Raw genomic sequence first — 18,412 nt, 5'->3', positions numbered from 1 at the left:
CCCGTCGGTCTGCCGGATCCTCGTCAACGGGGAAACAGGTGGTCGAGTTCCCAAGTGCGGAACGTCCCCTCGGGGTCGAGGCGATTGACCAGCGCGGCGAAGTCGGACCAGCGGGGATAGGTCTCGGCGATCGTCCCGGTCGGCATCGTGAAGACCTTGCCCCAGTGCGGCCGAGGAGCGAACGGAGCCAGCGCCCGCTCGACCTCGGCGACCACCGGCAGTACCGCCGTCGGGTCGGCGATCCAGGTGAAGTGGACTGCGAGGCTGTCGCGCTCGTACTGCGGGCTGAGCCACAGCTCGTCGGCGGCGATGGTGCGCAGCTCGCTGGTCTGCGCGACCGGGGCGATCAGGTGCGCCACCTCGTCCAGCGCGGCGAGCGCCTCGCCGGCCACCGCGCGGGGCAGGTGGTACTCGGACTGCAACTCGTCGCCGTTGCTGGGGGTGAAGCCGAGCCGGAAATGCGGCAGCCGCTCGTGCCAGGGGCCGGGCACGCCGAGCTGCTCGGTGCAGTTGATCACCGGCATGCCGGGCACCGGGTGCCAGGGCCGGTCGGCCGCCGTGGTGCCGAGCCAGTCCGCCGGGGGCGCGGGCTGGTCCGCGAGCTGCTTGCGCCAGACCTGGGTGCCGCGGGTGGAGCGCCAGTCGGTGAAGACACTGACGCTGTACGCCGAGGCGAGCGCCTCGTCCAGCGCCTCGCGGGGCAGGTCGAGGCGGACGTACTGGCGTACCTCGAAGGTCGGCACCACGTCGAGGGTGAGCCGGGTGACGATGCCCAGCGCGCCGAGGGAGACCACCATCCCGGTGAACTCAGGGTCGGTACGGTCCACGGTGAGCAGGTCACCGGCGGCGGTGACCAGTTCCAGGCCGGCGACGGCGGTGGCCAGGTTGCCGACGGTCTCGCCGGAGCCGTGGGTGCCGGTGGCGACCGCGCCGGCCACCGAGATGTGCGGCAGCGAGGCGAGGTTGGACAGCGCGTACCCCCGCTCGTGCAGCCAGGTGGCCAGGTCGCCGTAGCGCAGCGCGGCCGGTACGTGCACCACCCGCCGCTGCTCGTCCAGGTGCGGGGTGGCCGGCAGTCCGGCCAGCGTGACCAGGTCTCCGGTGGTGTCGCCGAGTCGGTTGAACGAGTGTCCGCTGCCCACCGCCCGGATCCGGTCGCTGCCGGCGACCAGCTCCCGCAGCTCGTCGATCGAGGACGGCCGGTGGTACGCCCGGGCCGCGTACTCGACGTTGCCGGCCCAGTTGCGGTGCGTCGACACTCCCGACCCCCTCTCCACGCCGGCGGTTACCGTCGGCTCCGTCGGGGAACCCTACGCCGATGAGCAGCTACCGTGATCCCGCCCCTCGCGGCGACGTGTATCCCTCCGAGGAGGAGATCGACCCGGCCGGCAGTGGCGTGTACCCCGCCAGCGGTCCCACCGGCACCGTCGACGGCTCCTCGGTCACCTGGTCCGATGTCGGGCCGTCGGCGAGCCAGCCGGACCCGCAGCCCAGCCCCGCCCCGGAGCCGGTGCCGGCACCACCGCCAACCCCCGGCCCGCCACCCCGGGTCGAGGCCGGCGCCCGGTCGATCGTGACCCGGCACATGGACGGTTCGGTCCAGGTGGTCACCGACTTCGACGGCGACGGCGTGGCGGACCAGGTGCAGTTCGACCTCGACGGCGACGGGCTCCCTGACGTCACCTACCTCGACCGCGACCGGGACGGCCAGCTCGACACCGTGCTGCGCGACGAACACCGGGTCTGACGCGCCCGCCGCCCGGCTTGCCCGGCCCGACGCCCGGCTTGCCCGCCCCGCCGGTCCGGCCCGGCCTGCCCGGTCGCGGGCGGCATCTGGGCGAGATCGACTCCGATTGCGGCATGCCGGTGTCTCCGGGGCCGCTGACACCCCGGCTTGCCGCAATCGGAGCCGCCCGCGCCGGACGGAGCCGCCCGCGCCGGACGGAGCCGCCCGCGCCGCGCCGCGCGGGAGTCGCACCACGTCGGCCGGTCAGAGCTGGCGCATCACCTCGGCCGCGACCAGGTCGAGGTGGTCCAGGTCGGTCAGGTCGAGCACCTGGAGGTAGAGGCGCTGGCTGCCGATCTCCGCGTACCGGCCGATGGTGTCGATGACCTCGGCGGGCGTGCCGGCGAGACCGTTGACGCGCAGCTCGTCCGGGTCGCGGCCGATCGCCGCGGCCCGCCGCGCCACCTCGGCGTCGTCCTTGCCGCAGCAGAGCACCAGCGCGTTGGACCAGGTCAGCTGCGCCGGGTCGCGGCCGATGTCGGCGCAGGCGGCGCGGACCCGCTCGAACTGGGCCACCGTCTCGTCGATCGAGACGAACGGCAGGTTGAACTCGTCGGCGTAACGGGCGGCGAGCCGCGGCGTACGCTTCGCGCCCTTGCCACCGAGCAGGATCGGCGGATGCGGGCGCTGGACCGGCTTGGGCAGCGCGGGCGAGTCGCTTACCTGGTAGTGCCGGCCGGTGAAGTCGAACGTCTCGCCCGACGGGGTGCGCCACAGGCCGGTGATCACCGCGAGTTGCTCGTCCAGCCGGTCGAACCGCTCCCCCAGCGGCGGAAACGGAATCCCGTACGCCTGGTGCTCGGCGTCGTACCAGCCGGTGCCGATGCCCAGCTCGACCCGTCCGCCGCTCATCTGGTCGACCTGGGCGACGGTGATCGCGAGCGGGCCGGGGAGCCGGAACGTCGCGGCGCTCATCAGCGTGCCGAGCCGAATGGACCGGGTGTCCCGGGCCAGCCCGGCCAGCGTCGTCCAGGCGTCGGTGGGGCCGGGCTCGCCGCTGACCGATCCCATCTTCAGGTAGTGGTCCGAGCGGAAGAAGGCGCCGAAGCCGGTCTCCTCGGCACGTCGGGCCACGGCGAGCAGGTCGTCGTAGCTGGCACCCTGCTGGGGTTCGGTGAAGATCCGCAGTTCCATGGGTCGAGCATAGAAAGCCGCCGGCTGTGGCGCTCGGGGACGCTCACCGGTCACTTTCGGAATCAGGGTCGGAAATCTTTGCAGGTATTGCAGACAGCGGCAAGGACCTGAATCCCGTTGCACCATGTTGTGAAAGATAGGTTCCCAACTATCGATGCTCCTGTTACGGTCACGCAACCACCGCAACTTCTTGCATTACTTGCAGGAACCTTCGCTGTCACCGACGTCTGCCTGACCGTCCCCCGAGGAGGGCACCGTGCGTATCCCCCGTCCCCGCGCCGCGATCCCCGCGGCCCTGACCGCGTTGCTGGTCGCGGTCGGTCTCGCCACCGTCACCGCCGGCACCGGGCCCGCCAGCGCGGCCGACGTACGCGCCAACGGCGACGCGATCGTCCACCTGTTCCAATGGCGGTGGAACTCCGTCGCCGACGAGTGCGAATCCACCCTCGGCCCCGACGGTTGGGGTGGCGTGCAGGTCTCCCCGCCGCAGGAGCACGTGGTGCTGCCCAGCGCCGAGGGCGCCACCTACCCGTGGTGGCAGGACTACCAGCCGGTGTCGTACCGGCTCGATCAGACCCGGCGAGGCACGAAGGCCGAGTTCGTCGACATGGTCCAGCGCTGCCGCGCCCAGGGCGTGAAAATCTATGTGGACATGGTGCTCAACCACATGAGCGGCACCGGTTCGGCCGGCAGCGGCCCGGGCAGCGCGGGCACCGTCTACAGCAAGTACAGCTATCCGAACCTGTTCGACGACGGCTCGGGCGACAGCTACGGCTACGCCGATTTCGGGCCCTGCTACCGGCGGATCAGCAACTGGGGCAACAAGCAGGAGGTACAGGACTGCGAACTGCTCGACCTGGCCGACCTCAACACCGCCGACCCCGAGGTACGACGGAAGGTCGCCAAGTACATGAACGCGGTGATCGACCTCGGAGTGGCCGGGTTCCGGGTGGACGCCGCCAAGCACGTACAGGAGGCGCACCTGGCCGACATCATCAGTCGGCTACGGGACGTGCCCGGCTTCGGCGGCCGGCCGGACCTCTTCCACGAGGTGTACGGCGACGGAACCATCCCCTACACGGCGTACGCCCCGTACGGCGGAGTGACCAACTTCGACTACCAGCGGGCCGTCTCCTCGGCGTTCCGCGACGGCAACATCGCCCAGCTGGGCAACCTGCCCAACTACGGCGGGCTGACCGCGCAGCAGGCGGTCGTGTTCATCGACAACCACGACACGCAGCGGGAGAACCCGACGCTGACGTACAAGAGCGGTGCCCGCTACTACCTGGCGGACACGTTCATGATGGCCCATCCCTACGGCCGACCCCAGCTGATGTCGAGCTACGCGTACGGATCGGTGCACGGGCAGGGCCCGCCCAGCAGTTCCGACGGCACCACCCTGGCCACCGACTGCGCCAGCAGTGCGTGGATCTGTGAGCACCGCGACCCGGGGGTGGCCGGCATGCCGGGCTTCCGTAACGCGGTTGCCGGCACCGGCATCGGGTCGGTCACCACCGACGGCAACGGCCGGCTGGCGTTCGGTCGGGGCAACCGGGGGTACGCCGCCTTCAACGCCACCGGCAACACCTGGAACCGCAGTTTCGTCACCTCGCTGCCGGACGGCCGCTACTGCAACGTCGGCCGGGGCGCCTACGACCGGTCGACCGGGGCGTGCCCGGGTGGCGCGGTCACCGTCACCGGCGGCAGCTTCACCGCCGCCATCCCCGCCGACCAGGCGGTGGCCCTGCACGTCGAGGCCCGCCTCGACAGCGTCACCCCGACCCCGACCCCGACCCCTACCGCGACGCCGACCACCACGCCGACGCCGACCGCGAGCCCGTCCCAGCCAACCGGGTCGACCCGGTTCACCGCGACCGTCTCCACCGACCCGGGTCAGGAGGTGTACGTCGTCGGTTCGATACCGCAGCTCGGCTCCTGGAACCCGAGCAACGGGGTGAAGCTGTCCACCACGTCGGGCAGCTACCCGACCTGGACCGGGTCGGTGGACATTCCGACCGGCAGCGCGTTCGAGTGGAAGCTGGTCAAGGTCGGCAACGGCACGACGCAGTGGGAGAACGACCCCAACCGCACCGGCACCGGCGGCACCGCCGTCACCGCCACCTGGAACCAGCCGGCGAGCGATCCCCCCGGCGACGCCACGGTCTCCGTACGGGTCACCGCCGGCACCACGTACGGCCAACAGGTTTACCTGGTCGGCGACCTGACCGCACTCGGTGGCTGGGATCCGGCCCGAGGGATCCGGCTGTCACCGACGGAGTACCCGGTCTGGACCGGTACGGTGCGCCTGCCCGCCGGCACCACGTTCTCCTACAAGTACGTCAAGCGCACCGATTCCGGCCAGGTGGTGTGGGAGTCGGGCGCGAACCGTACCGCCACCGCCTCCGGTTCGCCGACGCTCACCGACACCTGGCGCTGACCCACCGGGCGCTGACCGTACACACCGTGCGGCCCCTCCCGATCCCCCGATCGGGTGGGGCCGCCCCCGTCCCACGGTGCGTCGACATGCCGGCCTCCACCCGTCTCGGACGCCGGCATGTCGACGGTCAGGGCGTCGCGCGTCGGATGGTCAGATAGCTGAGGCCGGCGAGCACCAGGGTGAGCAGCGCCGGCCAGCCGACCAGCAGGGCCCAGCCCGGCTGGTCGGCGAACCAGCCACCGATCGCCGACCACCAGCCCTGCCAGGTGGCGAGCACGACGAGCCCACCGATCCCGGCCAACGCGACGGTGCTCAGCATCAGCAGGCCGTTGACGCCCCAGCGCTTGAAGACCAGGGCGATCGCGATGCCGATGAAGCCGAGCAGCAGGAACGGGATCGCGAAGCCGAGGAACCGCAGCACCGGATGATCGACCAGGGGGAAGGGCACGCCGAAGAAGCGCATGTTGACGCCCCAGCCATCGGTGGCCTCCTCGATCACGGCCAGCAGGTAGAGCACCGCGCCGTAGCTGACCGCCTGTCCGGCGAAGTGGAGCACGTTGCCGAGGTAGAAGCTGCGTCGTGAGACGCCCAACCCGAGCGCGAACGGGAACTCCTGGGTGATCGCGTTGATGCTGGCGACGATCATCACGACGTAGATGCTCATCAGCCCACCGGTGGTCGGCTCGAAGTCGTCGGCCTCGTTCATCGCGCTGAACAGCGCCAGGTTGATGGAAAAACTGAGCGCGAGGATCCCCCAGGGCCAGCCGACCACACTGCGCCAGCCGACGAACTGCAGGCGGGCCACGGTCAGGGCGCGGTTCATCGGACGGCCTCCTTGTCTGCCGCGGCGGCGCTGCCGGCACCGGCCGCGTGCCCGTTGTTCGAGGTGGTCAGGCGAACGACGATGTCCTGCAGCGAGGACGCTTCGAGGCCGAGGCCCAGGGACCGGGCACGGTCGTACGCGGCCGGGCCGAAGTCGCCGCGTACGGTGGCCCGGGCCGTGCCGCCGAGCGACGCCCGGTGCAGTTCGGTGCCGGTACGGGAGAACTCGTCCACCGCCGCGACCGGGCCGGAGACGGTGACCACCTGACCCCGCAGCGCCTCTGCCTCGACGTCGAGCAGGAGCCGGCCCTGGTCGATCAGCAGGACGTGCTCGATCAGGTCGCTGACCTCGTCGATGAGGTGGGTCGACAGCACGATGGTGCGGGGATGTTCGGTGTAGTCGGCCAGCAGGTGGTCGTAGAAGAGCTGCCGGGATACTGCGTCCAGGCCCAGGTAGGGCTCGTCGAAGAAGGTAAGCGGGGCACGCGAGGCGAGCCCGACGACGATGCCGAGCGCGGAGAGCATGCCGCGGGAGAGTTTGCGGACGTTGCGTCCGCGCGGCAACTGGAACACGTCGGCCAGCCGCTGCGCGAACTCCTCGTCCCAGCCCGGATACACCAGGCGGGCCGCCCGCAGGACGTGCGTGACCCGCAGGTGCGACGGGTAGGTCTGGCTCTCCTTGATGAAGGAGATCCGGGAGAGCACCTGTTCGTTCTCGTACGGGTGCTGCCCGAAGACGCTTATCTCACCGCTGGTGGCGAAGTTCTGCGCGGTGAGGATCTGCATCAGGGTGGTCTTGCCGGCCCCGTTGCGCCCCAGCAGGCCGTGGATCCGATGCTCGGCTAGCGAGAAGCTGACCCCGTCCAGGGCGGTGACTCCCCGGTACCGCTTGGTCAGATCCCTGACGGTGACGACCGCGCTCATCGGCCCGCCTCCCAGGTGTCGATCATGTTCTTGAGTTCGGCCGGTTCGATGCCGAGCTTGCGCGCCTCGGTGAGCAACGGCCGGACGTACTGTCGGGCGAACTCGTCGCGGCGCCGGCCGCGGAGCTTCGCTCGGGCGCCGGGAGAGACGAACATGCCGATTCCTCGCTTCTTGTAGAGAGTTCCGTCGTCGACCAGCTTGTTGACCCCCTTGGCGGCGGTTGCGGGGTTGATCCGGTGGAAGGCGGCCAGCTCGTTCGTCGAGGGCACCTGGCCCTCCTCCGCGAGGGTCCCGTCCAGGATCGAGTTCTCCAGCAGTTCCGCGATCTGGAGGAAGATCGGCCGTCCGTCCTCCATCACGTGCACCATCCCCAGTCGGCACGCTGGTTGACTGGTTCATTACTCATGTAACTAACCATGCAACCAGGGTGGCGCCGTTGTCAAGGGGATGGCGGGCGACGGCCCGGTCCGGGAGTCACGCCGGACCGGGCCGTCGTACCGGGGTTCAGCCGTACGGCGGGCGGGCATACGCGGCCCGCAGCGCGGCCAGCCCGGTCACCTTCGGGCTGAGGGTGCCCCAGCCGGAGTTGAAGTAGTTCGTCCGGGCGATCAGCGGGCCACGCTCGGCGTTGAGCCGGGCGATGGCCGGCGGCACGGTGGCGATCCAGGCCGCCTGGTCGGGGATCTCGATGACCCGTACGCCCCACTCGGCGATGAGCACCGGACGGGACAACGCCACCGGGCCGAGATCGGCCACCGCCCAGTCCTTGGTACGCCGGAACCGCTCCAGCGCGGTGTGGCTGGGACTTGTCGCGTAGACGTTCCACTGGAGGTAGTCGAGCCGGGTCATCAGCGCCTCGGGGTGGGTACGCCGGAAGCAGTCCCGGTTGAAGCCACCGAGCCCGACCGAGAAGGTGCTGCCCCGGGGCAGCCCCTTGGCCCTGAACCAGTTGACGATGTACGTCACGGCCTGCACCGCCCGGGCGTCGGACTCGGCCCAGGTGTACGCCTTGCCGGCCTCCGTGGTGCCGAACTCGTGATCGGTGTCCAGCTCGGAGGCGAGCTGGATGTTCACCCCGAAACCCATCGTCCGGTACTGCGACAGCGCCCGGGCGAACAACCCGTCGCACTGCCCGGCGAGGACCTGGCCGTAGCCGTACGCCTTCGGCCAGACCGCGCCGGGTCGCTGCTGGATGGTCATCGCCGGCGCCGGCACCGTGTACCTCACCCCATCCACGGTGAAGGTCTGCGGCCCGGTGTCGGGCGCGCCGTAGTGCTTCAGTTCGAGCACCATGTTGAGCTGCACTCCGGCCCGACCCAGCGTGATCAGCCAGGGGCGCTGATAGCCGGGAAGGACGTAGGCGTCGGCGAAGCTGCGGTACTGGGTCAGCGACCGGAAGTTGCCGCCGGTCATGTCGGCCGTCGGGTCGGCGCCGCCGGAGAGGTAGTAACCACCAAGCACGGGCGGCAGCACGGTGTAGGCGACGCTGGCGCTGGCGGTCCGGCTGGCGGAGTCCCGCACGGTGACGGTGACCCTCGGCATCACGCCACCGCCCGGAAGACAGCAACCGCGCCGTTGTCGGAGACCCGGGACCAGGTGCGCCCCGAGTCGTCGGCGACGGTGACGGTGAGCGGATCGATCACCGCGGTCACCGAGACGGGGGCGCTACGGTTGCCCTGCGCGTCGGCGACCGTGACCGTCACGGTCAGCCGCTGGTGGTCCGCGTCGCCGTAGTTGACGGTCAGCAGCATCTGCTCGCCGGGTGAGTAGGTGGTGGGGTTCATCGAGGCGTTGGCGGTGGGAGCGGCCATGGCGGCTCCTTCCTGGCTTGGTCGCCGTGACCAGCGGTGCAGCACCGTCGGTGCGGCTGGTCTACGGCGGCGGGCCGGAGCCGGGTGGCGCGGCGGCGCACCCGGCGGGATCCGTACTGGCGGCCGGGCGGGACGTCACGGTTCCCGCCGGGGCCTGAGGATCGGATGTGGCCCGCCATCCGCAGCCTCTCTACCTGCTACAACAGTGCGTCGGGGCAGGTCCCACCGTCCTGTCCGTTTCCGGACAAATAGACCATTATGGAGGCGACACGTGAAGTATCTGATGTTGATCTACGGCAACGAGGAGATCTGGGGCAGCCTGCCGGACGGCGATCTGACCACCCTGATCGAGAAGGTCAACGCCTTCAACGAGTCGTTGCGGGCCTCCGGCGAGCTGGTCGACGTGCAGGGGCTGGTGTCGCGGCCCCGGTCGGTGCGGATCACCACCGACACTCCGGTTGTCACGGACGGGCCGTACCTGGAGGCCAAGGAGTACGTCGGCTCGTACTTCGTGGTCGACGTCGACGACGAGCAGCGGGCGCTGGAGATCGCCCGTGACTATCCGGGTCTGCGGTTCGGCACCGCTGGCGGCGGCATCGAGATCTGGCCGCTGATGACCGGCGACGGAGCGGACCACTGAGCCTCGATGCGGCCACCGTCGACCTGCTGCGCCGGCTCGCGCCACAGTTGCTGGCCGCGCTCGTCCGTCGGTACGGCGACTTCGGTCGGGCCGAGGACGCCGTGCAGGAGGCACTGGTCGCCGCCGTCGAGAAGTGGCCGCTCGACGGCGTTCCCGAGCAGCCGTCGGGCTGGCTGCACACCGTCGCCGCCCGCCGCTACGTCGACCTGGTACGCACCGAGGCCGCCCGCACCCGCCGCGAGCGTACGGCGCTGGAGCGCACCCCACGCGACGCGCTGGTCGCCCCACCGCCCGACGCCGAGACACCCCGGGACGACCTGCTGGAATTGTTCCTGCTCTGCTGCCACCCGGCGCTGCCCGCGCCCGCGCAGCTGGCACTGACCCTGCGTGCGGTGGGTGGGCTCACCACCGCCGAGGTAGCCGCCGCCTTCCTGGTGTCGGAGCGGACCATGGGGCAACGGATCTCCCGGGCCAAACTGCGGCTACGGGAGGCGGGCGCCCGGTTCGCACCGCCGCCGACGGCGGCACCGGAGGCACGGCTGGCCGTCGTACGCCAGGTGCTGTACCTGATGTTCAACGAGGGATACAGCGCCAGCAGCGGCCCCCAGCTGCGTCGCGCCGACCTGACCGGGCAGGCCCTGCGGCTGACTCGCCGACTGCACGAGCAACTGCCCGGCGACGGGGAGACGGCCGGCCTGCTCGCGCTGATGTTGCTCACCGAGGCCCGAGCGGCGGCCCGGGTCGGCCCGGACGGCGAACTGGTGCCACTGGCGGAGCAGGACCGTGGGCGGTGGGACCGGACGGCGATCGACGAGGGTCGCGCACTTGTCGAACGCAGCCTGGCCGCCTCACCAGCCGGGCCGTACCGGATCCAGGCCGCCATCGCGGCGGTGCACGCCGAGGCGCCGAGCACCGAGGCCACCGACTGGCCCCAGGTGCTCGCCCTGTACGAGTTGCTGGAGCAGATCGCGCCCAACCCGGTGGTCACCCTGAACCGGGCAGTGGCGGTGGGCATGGTTCACGGGCCGGGTGCCGCGCTGGCCCTGTTGTCCGAGGTGGAGTCGGGGCCGCTGGCCGGGCACCACCGACTGCACGCCGTCCGCGCCCACCTGCTGGAACGCGCCGACGATCGGGCCGCCGCCGCCGCGCAGTGGCGGGCAGCGGCGCAGCATGCCGGCAGCGATCCCGAACGGCGGTACCTGCTGCGCCGCGCCGCCGCCGCGAGCGACCCAAGCCAGCGCCTGTGTGAGCCAGGTCACTTTCGGATCCGGTAGAAACGAGCCGTCCGGCTCCGATCCACCGGCGGATCGGCACCCACGGTGGGTGCCGACAAATCCGGGAGGAACGGACATGACGAAGGTGACCGCCCAACTGTCGGTGTCGCTGGACGGCTACTACGCCGGCCCACAGCACGACGGCGACGGCGACTGGCTGCGGTCGGCGGAGAGCCACGGGTTCTTCCGGGTGACCCGGTGGGCCACCGAAGCGATGGCGTGGCGCGAGCGGCAGGGCTTCGCCGGCGGCCGGCACGACGCCGACTCCGAGATCATCGCCGAGTCGTTCGCCGCGGCCGGGGCGTACGTGATGGGACGCCGGATGGCCGACGGCGGCGAGGTGCCGTGGGGCGACGAACCACCGTTCCGCGCTCCGGTCTTCGTGGTGACCCACCGGCCCCGCCCGACGCTGCACCGTCGGGGCGGCACCAGCTTCACCTACGTCACCGACGGGCTGGCCAGCGCGGTGGCACAGGCCCGAGCCGCAGCCGGTGGCAAGAACGTCGCGGTGGCCGGCGGCGGCAGCCTGGTCCGGCAGGTGCTGCGGGCCGGGCTGCTCGACGAGTTGGAGTTGCACGTGGTTCCGGTCGTCCTCGGTGCCGGGCTACGGCTCTTCGACGATCTGGGGCTCGACGATTTCGAGGCGATCGAGCTCATCCCCGACCGGGTGGTCCCCGGCCCGCAGGTCACGCACGTCCGGTACACGGTGCGCGGCCGCGCACCGCTGGTCCTCGACGACCGTGGCAGGGGCACCGACACCCCTGGCGGGACCACCGGAGAGCGCGCCCGGCCCTAGAGTGACGGCACACATGTCGATCTAGGAGGGCGCGGTGTCCAAGCCGCCACCCGTCGTCGGCTCCCCTGTACCCGGGGAACCGGACGAGCTACCCGTCGCAGCCGGTCCCGAGGCTGCCGCGCCACCGGCTGCGACGGCCCCCCGTCTGCTGGTCATGCCACCGGCAGACGGGCTGACACCCATCGTCTGGCCCGGACCGGCCGACCAGCCCGCCTGGGCGATTCCGGTCAGCGTCCCGCCCGGCACCCAGGGCTACGCCATCTTCCTGCCCCTGGTGCCGGAGGACGTTCGCCCGGCCGGTCCGACGCCACCGACGCAACGCACGGCCGCGCAGCCGGTGGGGCTCGTTGCCACCGGACCTACCGACACCCGGGCCGGCGCGGCCACGGAACAGCCCACGACACCAGCCACCACCACGACGGCCGACGGCCCGGCCAGCAGCCCACCAACCGGCGACGCGGCCAGCAGTTCCCCAGCCGGCGGCCCGCCGGCGAGCGGCCCACCAGCCGCCGCGACGCCAGCGGTCACGCCCACGGCGGGCAGCCCGACGGCGGGTGGGCCGGTGGCGGGTGGGCCGGTGGCGGGTGGGCCGGTGGCCCCGGCGGGTCCGCCGGTTCCGCAGTCGGTGCCACCCGGCTATTCGCGGCCGGGTCCGCCGTACCCGTTCCGGCCGGCGCCGCCACAGCCGTCGTTCTTCGACCGGGTGTGGCCGGGACCGGCGCCGACCCGCAACCGGGCAACGCCCCTGGCCATCCTGGCCGGGGCGCTCGGTGTGGCCACGCTCGTACCGTTGGGTCGCACCGGCATCGGCTGGCTCCTCGGCTACCTGGTGCTCAGCACCGGCGTCGCCGTCGCGGTGCGGCACCACATCGCCGGACTCCCCCGGCCCGAGCGTTGGGTGCGGGCCGGCTGGGCCGCGGCTGCCCTGGCGCTGCTCGCGGTCCTCGGCTTCCGCAACGCCTGGTGGCTTGTCACGTTCTGCGTGTTGGGCGCGCTGGCCTGCACGGCACTCGCGATCGTCGGTGGACGACGTATCCGGTCGATCCTGTTCAGCCTGGTGGCCACCCCGATCGCGGCGCTACGCGGACTGCCGTGGGTGCGTGCCCACGTCCGGGCACCCGACGACTCCGGGACCGCCCGTCGGGTCGTCGGTTCGGTCGCCGCCACCGTGGCGGTGCTGGTCGTGTTCGGGGCGCTGCTCTCCTCCGCCGACGCCGCCTTCTCCCAGGTACTCGGCGCCCTCATTCCGGAGATCAGCGTGGGCGGCGTGTTCCGGTGGCTGTTCCTGGCCGCCGTCGGCGCCCTGATCACCGTGGCCGCCGTCTACACGATCGCCGCTCCGCCTCAGCTGTCCTCGGTGGACCGGCCGACCTCGCGCAGCATCGGGCTCGTCGAGTGGGCTCCGCCGATCGCCACTTTGACCACGCTGTTCGGCGGCTTCGTCGCCGTGCAGTTCACAGTCCTCTTCGGAGGGCAACGGCACGTGCTCGAAACCACCGGACTCAGCTACGCCGAGTACGCCCGCAGCGGCTTCTGGCAACTGGTCGCGGTGACCCTGCTGGCCCTGGCGGTGCTCGGCGGGGTGACCAGGTGGGCACGTCGGGACCGACCGCTGGACCGGGTCCTGCTGAGAATCCTGCTCGGCCTGCTCAGTGCGCTGAGCGTGGTCATCGTGGTGTCGGCGTTGTCCCGGATGTACACCTACCAGAAGGTCTACAGCTTCACCGGCGAGCGGATCTTCGTGATGGCGTTCGAACTGCTGCTCGGTGCCGTGTTCCTGATGATCCTGGTGGCCGGCGTACGCTGGCGCGGCGGCTGGATTCCGCGACTGACCGCAGCTCTCGCGGTGGTGATGCTGCTGAGCCTGGCCGCGCTGAACCCGGAGGACTACGCGGCCCGCCGCAATGTCGCGCGGTACGAGCAGACCGGCCGGATCGACGCCTGGTATCTGCGGGCGCTCTCCGCGGACGCCACTCCCGCCCTGTCCACCCTGCCCGATCCGGTCCGCCGGTGCACGCTCAGCTGGATCGCCGACGACCTGGCCGAGCCGGACCCGTGGCACGCCTGGAACCTCGGTCGGCAACGGGCCCGGGAGGTGCTCGACCGGCTGGGGCCCGACGCCATCGGCAATCAGCGCGACTGCCGCCGCGCCGACCAGTTCGACCTGCCGAAGAACCGGACACCGCGCTGACCGCCCGGAAGCCGACCCGCTCGGGTCGGCTTCCGGCCGTCAGAGGGCGGCGAGGAAGGCGAGCACCTCGGACCATCCGTCCCGGCGGGCGGCGGCGTCACCCGCCCGGGTGCCGCCGTGGGTCTGCACGCCGGTGCGCCCGTGGTGCACCGTCTTCGACGGCAGGTACGGGAACGTACCCACGCCGTGACCGGCGTCCGGGTAGAGCAGCACACGGTGGGGTGGGCCACCGAGGGCCAGCAGCAGCTCGGCGGCGTAGGTCGGCGCGTCCCAGAGCTGGTCGTCCTCACCGGCGACGGCCAGTACCGGTCCGTCGATCCGGTCGACAGGCATCCGGCCGGTCGGCACGGGTCGGCCACGGTAGGTCCAGCCGGGCGCTCCCGAGTACGGGTAACCGGGATGGACGACGCTGCTCGGTGCGTAGACGACGACGGCGCGGACCAGGTCGGGGCGCTGCTGTGCCAGCAGCAACGCGGCTTCGGTGCCGCGTGAGTAGCCCGTCACCACCACCTCGCCACCGGAGTACGGGGCGAGCAGTTCGGCGGCGGTGACGAAGTACTCCAGCGGGATGTCGTGCAGGCTGTCCGGAAGTCCGGAAGCTCCGAAGTAGCCCAGGCACAGCACCGGATGCCCCCGGGAGGCTAGCAACGGCGCGTCGTACAGCCCGCCGACGCCGCCCTCCGAGCCGCCGAACCACAGCACCCCGCGTCGTCGCGGCACCTCCGGTGGCGGGAGGACGAGCAACCCGCGAACGCCGTCCGCCTCCGTGGTCAGCTCGGTGAACGAGACCTCGCCCGCCGTCCAGTCCCGCCGCACGGTGACGGCGGCCGGCTCGCGCCCGCCGCTCACGGCCGACAGCCGGACCGCGAAGTCACGGCGCAGGTGTGGCCACACCGGCGCGAAGGAGGAGGCGTCGCCGTCCAGCGGATCCATCGACCAGAACAGGCCCATCGGGTCGACACCCGAGTAGGAGCCGGCCACGGGTGCATCCTGTGACACGTCCACGACACCGTTGGCGTCGGCGACGAACGTCGCCTCCGCCCGCCACCTGTGCCCCGAGTGGTCCTGGGCCTCGGCGGCGACCACCACCCGCTCCCGCGCGGCCAGGCCGTGCACGCGCACCCGGACCGGCTGGTCGACGAGGGCGACGGCCGGCGCCACGTCCAGGCGCAGGCGCGGCGCCCCGCCCCTGCCCCGGTCACCGACGAGAAGGGTCGCGACCAGCAGCCCCACCATGGCGGCGGGCAGGATCCTGGACGTCCTCGAACGCGGCATCGATGACACCGTATCCCCGGCGGTCCACCCACCCGACCCGCCGAGGTACGCCGGTCGGGGCCGACCGGCGTACCGTCCCGGTGCCTCAGAGGTCGTAGCCGCCGGAGACCTCGATGTTCTGCGCGGTGATCCAGCCACCCGTGTCGTCGAGCAGGGCGGCGATGACTTTGCCGATGTCGTCGGGCTCGCCGATGCGGCCGAGGGCGGTCTTGGCGGCGAGCGCCGGGATCACCTCCGGGTACGCCTCGAAGGCCACCACCCCGGCCGCGTCGGAGATCCGGGTACGCGTCGGACCCGGCGAGACGGCGTTGACCCGGATGTCGCGGGAGGCCAGTTCCTTGGCCAGGTAGCGGGTCAGCACGTTCAGGCCGCCCTTCATCGTGGCGTACGCGGAGTAGCCGGCGTCGACCAGACCGGTGGGGGACGCCGAGTTGCTGCTGACGTTGACGATGGCGCCACCGTCGGCGAGCAGCGGCAGCAGCGCCTGGGTGAGGAAGTACGGCCCCTTGAGCAGTACCCGCATGAACCTGTCGAAGAGTTCCTCGCTGGTGTCCTCGAACATCGCCATCCCACCGAAGCCGGCGTTGTTGACCAGATGGTCGAAGGTGTCCCGCTGCCAGGTGTCGCGCAGCACGGTGACGACCCGCTCGCGGAAGGCCGGGAAGGTCTCGCTGCGACCGACGTCCAGCCGGAGCGCGACAGCGGTGCCGCCCTCCTTCTCGATGGCCGTCACCGTGTCCTGCGCACCGACCTGGTTGCCGCTGTAGGTCAGGATCACGCCCTACCGCAACTTCCAGGCCGTCACCGCGATGAGCCCCATCCAGTTCCAGAAGCAGATCCGGCTCCAGCAGGCCCGGCTGCTGCTGGCGGCCCACCCCGACGACGTCACAGGTGTCGGATACCGGGTGGGGTACGAGAGCCCGTCACAGTTCAGCCGCGAGTACCGCCGCCTGTTCGGCGCGCCACCGAGCCAGGACGCCGCCCGCCTGCGGCACCCCGCGCCCACCGTGCCGTAGCCGCTCGTCCGCTCGGCACCGGCCGGTCACGACGTGCCCTCGTCGGTGAGGATCGCCTGGAGGCGGGCTCGGCACTCGGCGACGAACGCCGGGTAGCTGTGCTGGTAGTACGGGATACCGCTGGCGGCCACGGCGATCGCCCAGGCGCGGGCACGTAGCCAGGTCGAGTCGTCGACGTCGACGGTGTTTCGGTACGCGTGGCGCGCCTCGGGCGGCAGGTCCCACACCGGGGCGTGCTCGGCATCGGGCAGGCCGACCGACAGGCCACCGAAGTCGATTACCGCGTGCAGCCTGCCGTGTCGTACCAGGAGGTTCGTGGGCCGGAGATCGCCGTGCAGCCACACCTGCGGTCCGGACGGCTCGGGCAGGGCCAGCGCCGTCTGCCACAGCCGTTCCAGCGTCTCGACGTCGACCTCGGTGCCGAGGATGCCACGGCAGTCGGCGAGGGCGCCGCCGACCCACTCCGCGCAGGCCCGCAGTTCTCCCCCGCGGTACCAGCTCAGGTCGCCCGTTCGGGTCGCACCCATGAGGTCCACCCCGTGCAGCTCCCGTACCACGGCCGCCAGGTCGGTGCCGAACGCCGCCCAGTCCGAGACGGTCTCCGGCCCGGCCTCGTCGCCGTCGATCCACCGGTAGACCGACCAGGGCAGCGGGAATGAGCTGCCGGGTACGCCGGTGTGCAGCGGCTCCGGGATCCGGCAGGCGAGCAGGGGCGCCAGCCGGGGCAGCCATCGCTGTTCCTTGCGCAGCGACGGTGCCTTGTCGGCGGTACGCGGAAGTCGGACGAGCAGGTCCTCGCCGAGCCGGTACATGGTGTTGTCGGTGCCCGCGCCAGCCCGGGACAGCGGCAGGTGTGCCCACTGTGGGCACTGCTCCGCCACCAACGATCTGACGACGCTCTCGTCGACCGGAATCTCACCCTGGTGCAGTGTCACGCCGAGATCCTTGCGCCGGGCACGCGGGTGAGCCACCCAATTCTTCGCCTACCGAGGCGGTGAAGGGGATCACGCGGTGGAGCTGTCACAGCGGCCGGGCTGGCGGCATCTGATGTGCGGTAGCGACCGCGCCGGAGCCGGCACCCGTCCCGCCGGTGTAGGCAAGCCGATTGTGACCTTGACCGGCACCCGGAACAGTGGCAGCAAGCATCGACTACCACCGATTGGAGTGGCCCATGTCTCTCCGCCTCCGTCTCCGTCACCTTGCCGCCGGCTTAGCCGTGGTGCTGGCCGCGGCGCTGTCGATCCCCGGCGCACCAGCCACGGCCGCCACCGCCGACCGCTTCGGATTCGCGTACGTCGACGACCCGACGGTGCCGGTCTGGACGCCGCTGCCCGCGGCCTACCAGTTCGGCAGCTGGGCGCCGGGTCCAACGGCCACCGGTGGCAAGGTCGCCCCCGGCCGGTTCCTGGTGAGGTTTCCGGCCATCGGCCTGGGTTCGCGCGGCAACGCACACGTCACCGCCGTGGCGAAGGACGGCCGCTTCTGCCAGCTCGTGCGGTGGGGCAGTTCGGGCGCCGACGAGATCGTCGACGTGCAGTGCTTCCGGCCCGGCGGCACCCCGACCGACACCCCGTTCACGGTGTTGTGGACGGTGAGCTCCGGCATCCTGCCGGCGGGCGTCGGCACGTACTCCTCGGCGCAGGTGTTGTCCAACTTCCTCGCCCAGTCGTACAACTCGACAGGTGCGCCCGTCACCGTCGCCCACGTCGCGGTGGGCATCTACGACGTGCGCTTTCGGGCGGTCGGCGCGCCGCCCGGCGTGCTGTCCGGGAACGTCCAGGTGACCGCCCAGCAGCCGAACGCACAACCACGCCGGTGCAAGATCCTCCGCTGGGGTGCGGCCGGCCCGGACGCGGTGGTCTACGTCGCCTGCCACAATCCGGTCACCGGCACGCTGATGGACAGCGACTTCACCGTGTCGTTCCATCGGGAGCGCTCGGTCTACGCGTCGTTCGGCCCGCCGAAGCACTTCGGATACCTCGCGTCGCCGTTCGCCGGCCCGACGAACTACTCGTACCCGCTCGGTGTCGGCGCCAACGGCTTCGGTCCGACCGGCCCCGGCACCTTCGTCGTCAAGTTCCCGGCCCTGCACGAGAAGAGCACCACCGCGCAGGTGACCGCGATCGGCGACGACCCCTCGTACTGCACCATCCAGGAGCTGTGGGCGCAGTTCGGCAGCGATGCGGTGCTGCCGGTCGCCTGCTTCAGCAACGCCGGCCGTCCGCAGGACGTCGCGTTCAGCTCGACCTTCTCGTCGAGCGCCTGAGATCGGCGGTCCCCGCCCAGGCGCCACCTGGGCGGGGACC

The 18,412-nt window shown here is 71.5% G+C and carries 19 protein-coding genes; 9 read left to right on the top strand and 10 right to left on the bottom strand.

What is annotated here, in order from left to right:
- Positions 1–23: 23 nt before the first annotated feature.
- Entirely contained in the window at positions 24–1,259 is a 1,236-nt protein-coding gene (locus AB0J93_RS17980; protein ID WP_363923153.1) for a D-arabinono-1,4-lactone oxidase, read from the bottom strand.
- A 59-nt stretch (positions 1,260–1,318) separates the two neighbouring features.
- Here AB0J93_RS17980 and AB0J93_RS17975 point away from each other — a divergent pair, with 59 nt between their 5' ends.
- Positions 1,319–1,747: a hypothetical protein gene (locus tag AB0J93_RS17975; protein WP_363923151.1), complete on the top strand. Its 429-nt coding sequence runs from the start codon at positions 1,319–1,321 to the stop codon at positions 1,745–1,747.
- Between the two features lie 243 nt (positions 1,748–1,990).
- Here AB0J93_RS17975 and AB0J93_RS17970 read toward each other — a convergent pair whose 3' ends face one another.
- Positions 1,991–2,920, bottom strand: a complete 930-nt coding sequence (locus tag AB0J93_RS17970; RefSeq protein WP_363923149.1) for an LLM class F420-dependent oxidoreductase — start codon at positions 2,918–2,920, stop codon at positions 1,991–1,993.
- Between the two features lie 256 nt (positions 2,921–3,176).
- On the opposite strand from AB0J93_RS17970, the gene AB0J93_RS17965 reads away from it, so the two are divergent.
- Positions 3,177–5,357, top strand: a complete 2,181-nt coding sequence (locus AB0J93_RS17965) for a carbohydrate-binding module family 20 domain-containing protein (protein ID WP_363923147.1) — start codon at positions 3,177–3,179, stop codon at positions 5,355–5,357.
- Between the two features lie 127 nt (positions 5,358–5,484).
- On the opposite strand, the gene AB0J93_RS17960 is transcribed toward AB0J93_RS17965, so the two are convergent.
- The 5 genes from AB0J93_RS17960 to AB0J93_RS17940 form a co-directional block, all read right to left on the bottom strand.
- The gene (locus tag AB0J93_RS17960) at positions 5,485–6,180 is read right to left on the bottom strand and encodes an ABC transporter permease (RefSeq protein WP_363923145.1); all 696 of its coding nucleotides are present in this window, start codon (positions 6,178–6,180) and stop codon (positions 5,485–5,487) included.
- Positions 6,177–7,103: an ABC transporter ATP-binding protein gene (locus tag AB0J93_RS17955; protein WP_363923143.1), complete on the bottom strand. Its 927-nt coding sequence runs from the start codon at positions 7,101–7,103 to the stop codon at positions 6,177–6,179. The genes AB0J93_RS17960 and AB0J93_RS17955 overlap by 4 nt, the downstream gene beginning before the upstream one ends.
- Positions 7,100–7,459 carry a GntR family transcriptional regulator gene (locus AB0J93_RS17950; RefSeq protein WP_363923141.1) on the bottom strand — a complete coding sequence of 120 codons (360 nt, stop codon included), beginning with the start codon at positions 7,457–7,459 and terminating at the stop codon, positions 7,100–7,102. Before AB0J93_RS17950 ends, AB0J93_RS17955 begins: the two co-directional genes overlap by 4 nt.
- A 148-nt stretch (positions 7,460–7,607) precedes the next feature.
- Positions 7,608–8,645, bottom strand: coding sequence for a hypothetical protein (locus AB0J93_RS17945; RefSeq protein ID WP_363923139.1), 1,038 nt, complete (start codon positions 8,643–8,645; stop codon positions 7,608–7,610).
- Positions 8,645–8,914 (bottom strand): hypothetical protein, encoded by a 270-nt coding sequence (locus AB0J93_RS17940; RefSeq protein ID WP_363923137.1) that lies wholly within the window; start codon positions 8,912–8,914, stop codon positions 8,645–8,647. Before AB0J93_RS17940 ends, AB0J93_RS17945 begins: the two co-directional genes overlap by 1 nt.
- Before the next feature lie 26 nt (positions 8,915–8,940).
- Here AB0J93_RS17940 and AB0J93_RS17935 point away from each other — a divergent pair, with 26 nt between their 5' ends.
- The 5 genes from AB0J93_RS17935 (at position 8,941) to AB0J93_RS17915 (ending at position 13,815) form a co-directional block, all read left to right on the top strand.
- Complete coding sequence (locus AB0J93_RS17935) at positions 8,941–9,072, top strand: hypothetical protein (protein ID WP_363923135.1); 132 nt, start codon at positions 8,941–8,943, stop codon at positions 9,070–9,072.
- Between the two features lie 113 nt (positions 9,073–9,185).
- Positions 9,186–9,554, top strand: a complete 369-nt coding sequence (locus AB0J93_RS17930; RefSeq protein WP_363923133.1) for a YciI family protein — start codon at positions 9,186–9,188, stop codon at positions 9,552–9,554.
- On the top strand, positions 9,551–10,828 hold the full coding sequence (locus AB0J93_RS17925) for a sigma-70 family RNA polymerase sigma factor (RefSeq protein WP_363923411.1): 1,278 nt from the start codon (positions 9,551–9,553) through the stop codon (positions 10,826–10,828). The genes AB0J93_RS17930 and AB0J93_RS17925 overlap by 4 nt, the downstream gene beginning before the upstream one ends.
- 76 nt (positions 10,829–10,904) lie before the next feature.
- Positions 10,905–11,624 (top strand): dihydrofolate reductase family protein, encoded by a 720-nt coding sequence (locus tag AB0J93_RS17920; RefSeq protein ID WP_363923131.1) that lies wholly within the window; start codon positions 10,905–10,907, stop codon positions 11,622–11,624.
- A 154-nt stretch (positions 11,625–11,778) separates the two neighbouring features.
- The gene (locus tag AB0J93_RS17915; protein WP_363923129.1) at positions 11,779–13,815 is read left to right on the top strand and encodes a DUF4173 domain-containing protein; all 2,037 of its coding nucleotides are present in this window, start codon (positions 11,779–11,781) and stop codon (positions 13,813–13,815) included.
- 39 nt (positions 13,816–13,854) lie between these two features.
- Here the strand turns inward: AB0J93_RS17915 and AB0J93_RS17910 are convergent, their stop codons facing one another.
- Both AB0J93_RS17910 and AB0J93_RS17905 read right to left on the bottom strand, forming a co-directional pair.
- Complete coding sequence (locus tag AB0J93_RS17910) at positions 13,855–15,090, bottom strand: acyl-CoA thioesterase/bile acid-CoA:amino acid N-acyltransferase family protein (protein ID WP_363923127.1); 1,236 nt, start codon at positions 15,088–15,090, stop codon at positions 13,855–13,857.
- Positions 15,091–15,175: 85 nt separating this feature from the next.
- Positions 15,176–15,868, bottom strand: coding sequence for an SDR family oxidoreductase (locus AB0J93_RS17905; RefSeq protein ID WP_363923125.1), 693 nt, complete (start codon positions 15,866–15,868; stop codon positions 15,176–15,178).
- On the opposite strand from AB0J93_RS17905, the gene AB0J93_RS17900 reads away from it, so the two are divergent.
- A complete protein-coding gene (locus AB0J93_RS17900; RefSeq protein ID WP_363923409.1) occupies positions 15,864–16,106 on the top strand; it encodes an AraC family transcriptional regulator in 243 nt (80 codons plus the stop codon). The genes AB0J93_RS17905 and AB0J93_RS17900 overlap by 5 nt on opposite strands.
- Before the next feature lie 26 nt (positions 16,107–16,132).
- Here the strand turns inward: AB0J93_RS17900 and AB0J93_RS17895 are convergent, their stop codons facing one another.
- Entirely contained in the window at positions 16,133–17,041 is a 909-nt protein-coding gene (locus AB0J93_RS17895; RefSeq protein WP_363923123.1) for an aminoglycoside phosphotransferase family protein, read from the bottom strand.
- Positions 17,042–17,277: 236 nt separating this feature from the next.
- Between AB0J93_RS17895 and AB0J93_RS17890 the strand changes: the two genes are divergently transcribed.
- Positions 17,278–18,372 carry a hypothetical protein gene (locus AB0J93_RS17890; protein ID WP_363923121.1) on the top strand — a complete coding sequence of 365 codons (1,095 nt, stop codon included), beginning with the start codon at positions 17,278–17,280 and terminating at the stop codon, positions 18,370–18,372.
- The last annotated feature ends 40 nt before the right edge of the window (positions 18,373–18,412 follow it).

The sequence above is a fragment of the Micromonospora sp. NPDC049374 genome, assembly GCF_040677165.1.
Taxonomy (GTDB): Bacteria; Actinomycetota; Actinomycetes; order Mycobacteriales; family Micromonosporaceae; genus Micromonospora.
This window is presented reverse-complemented; position numbering and strand designations above follow the sequence as displayed.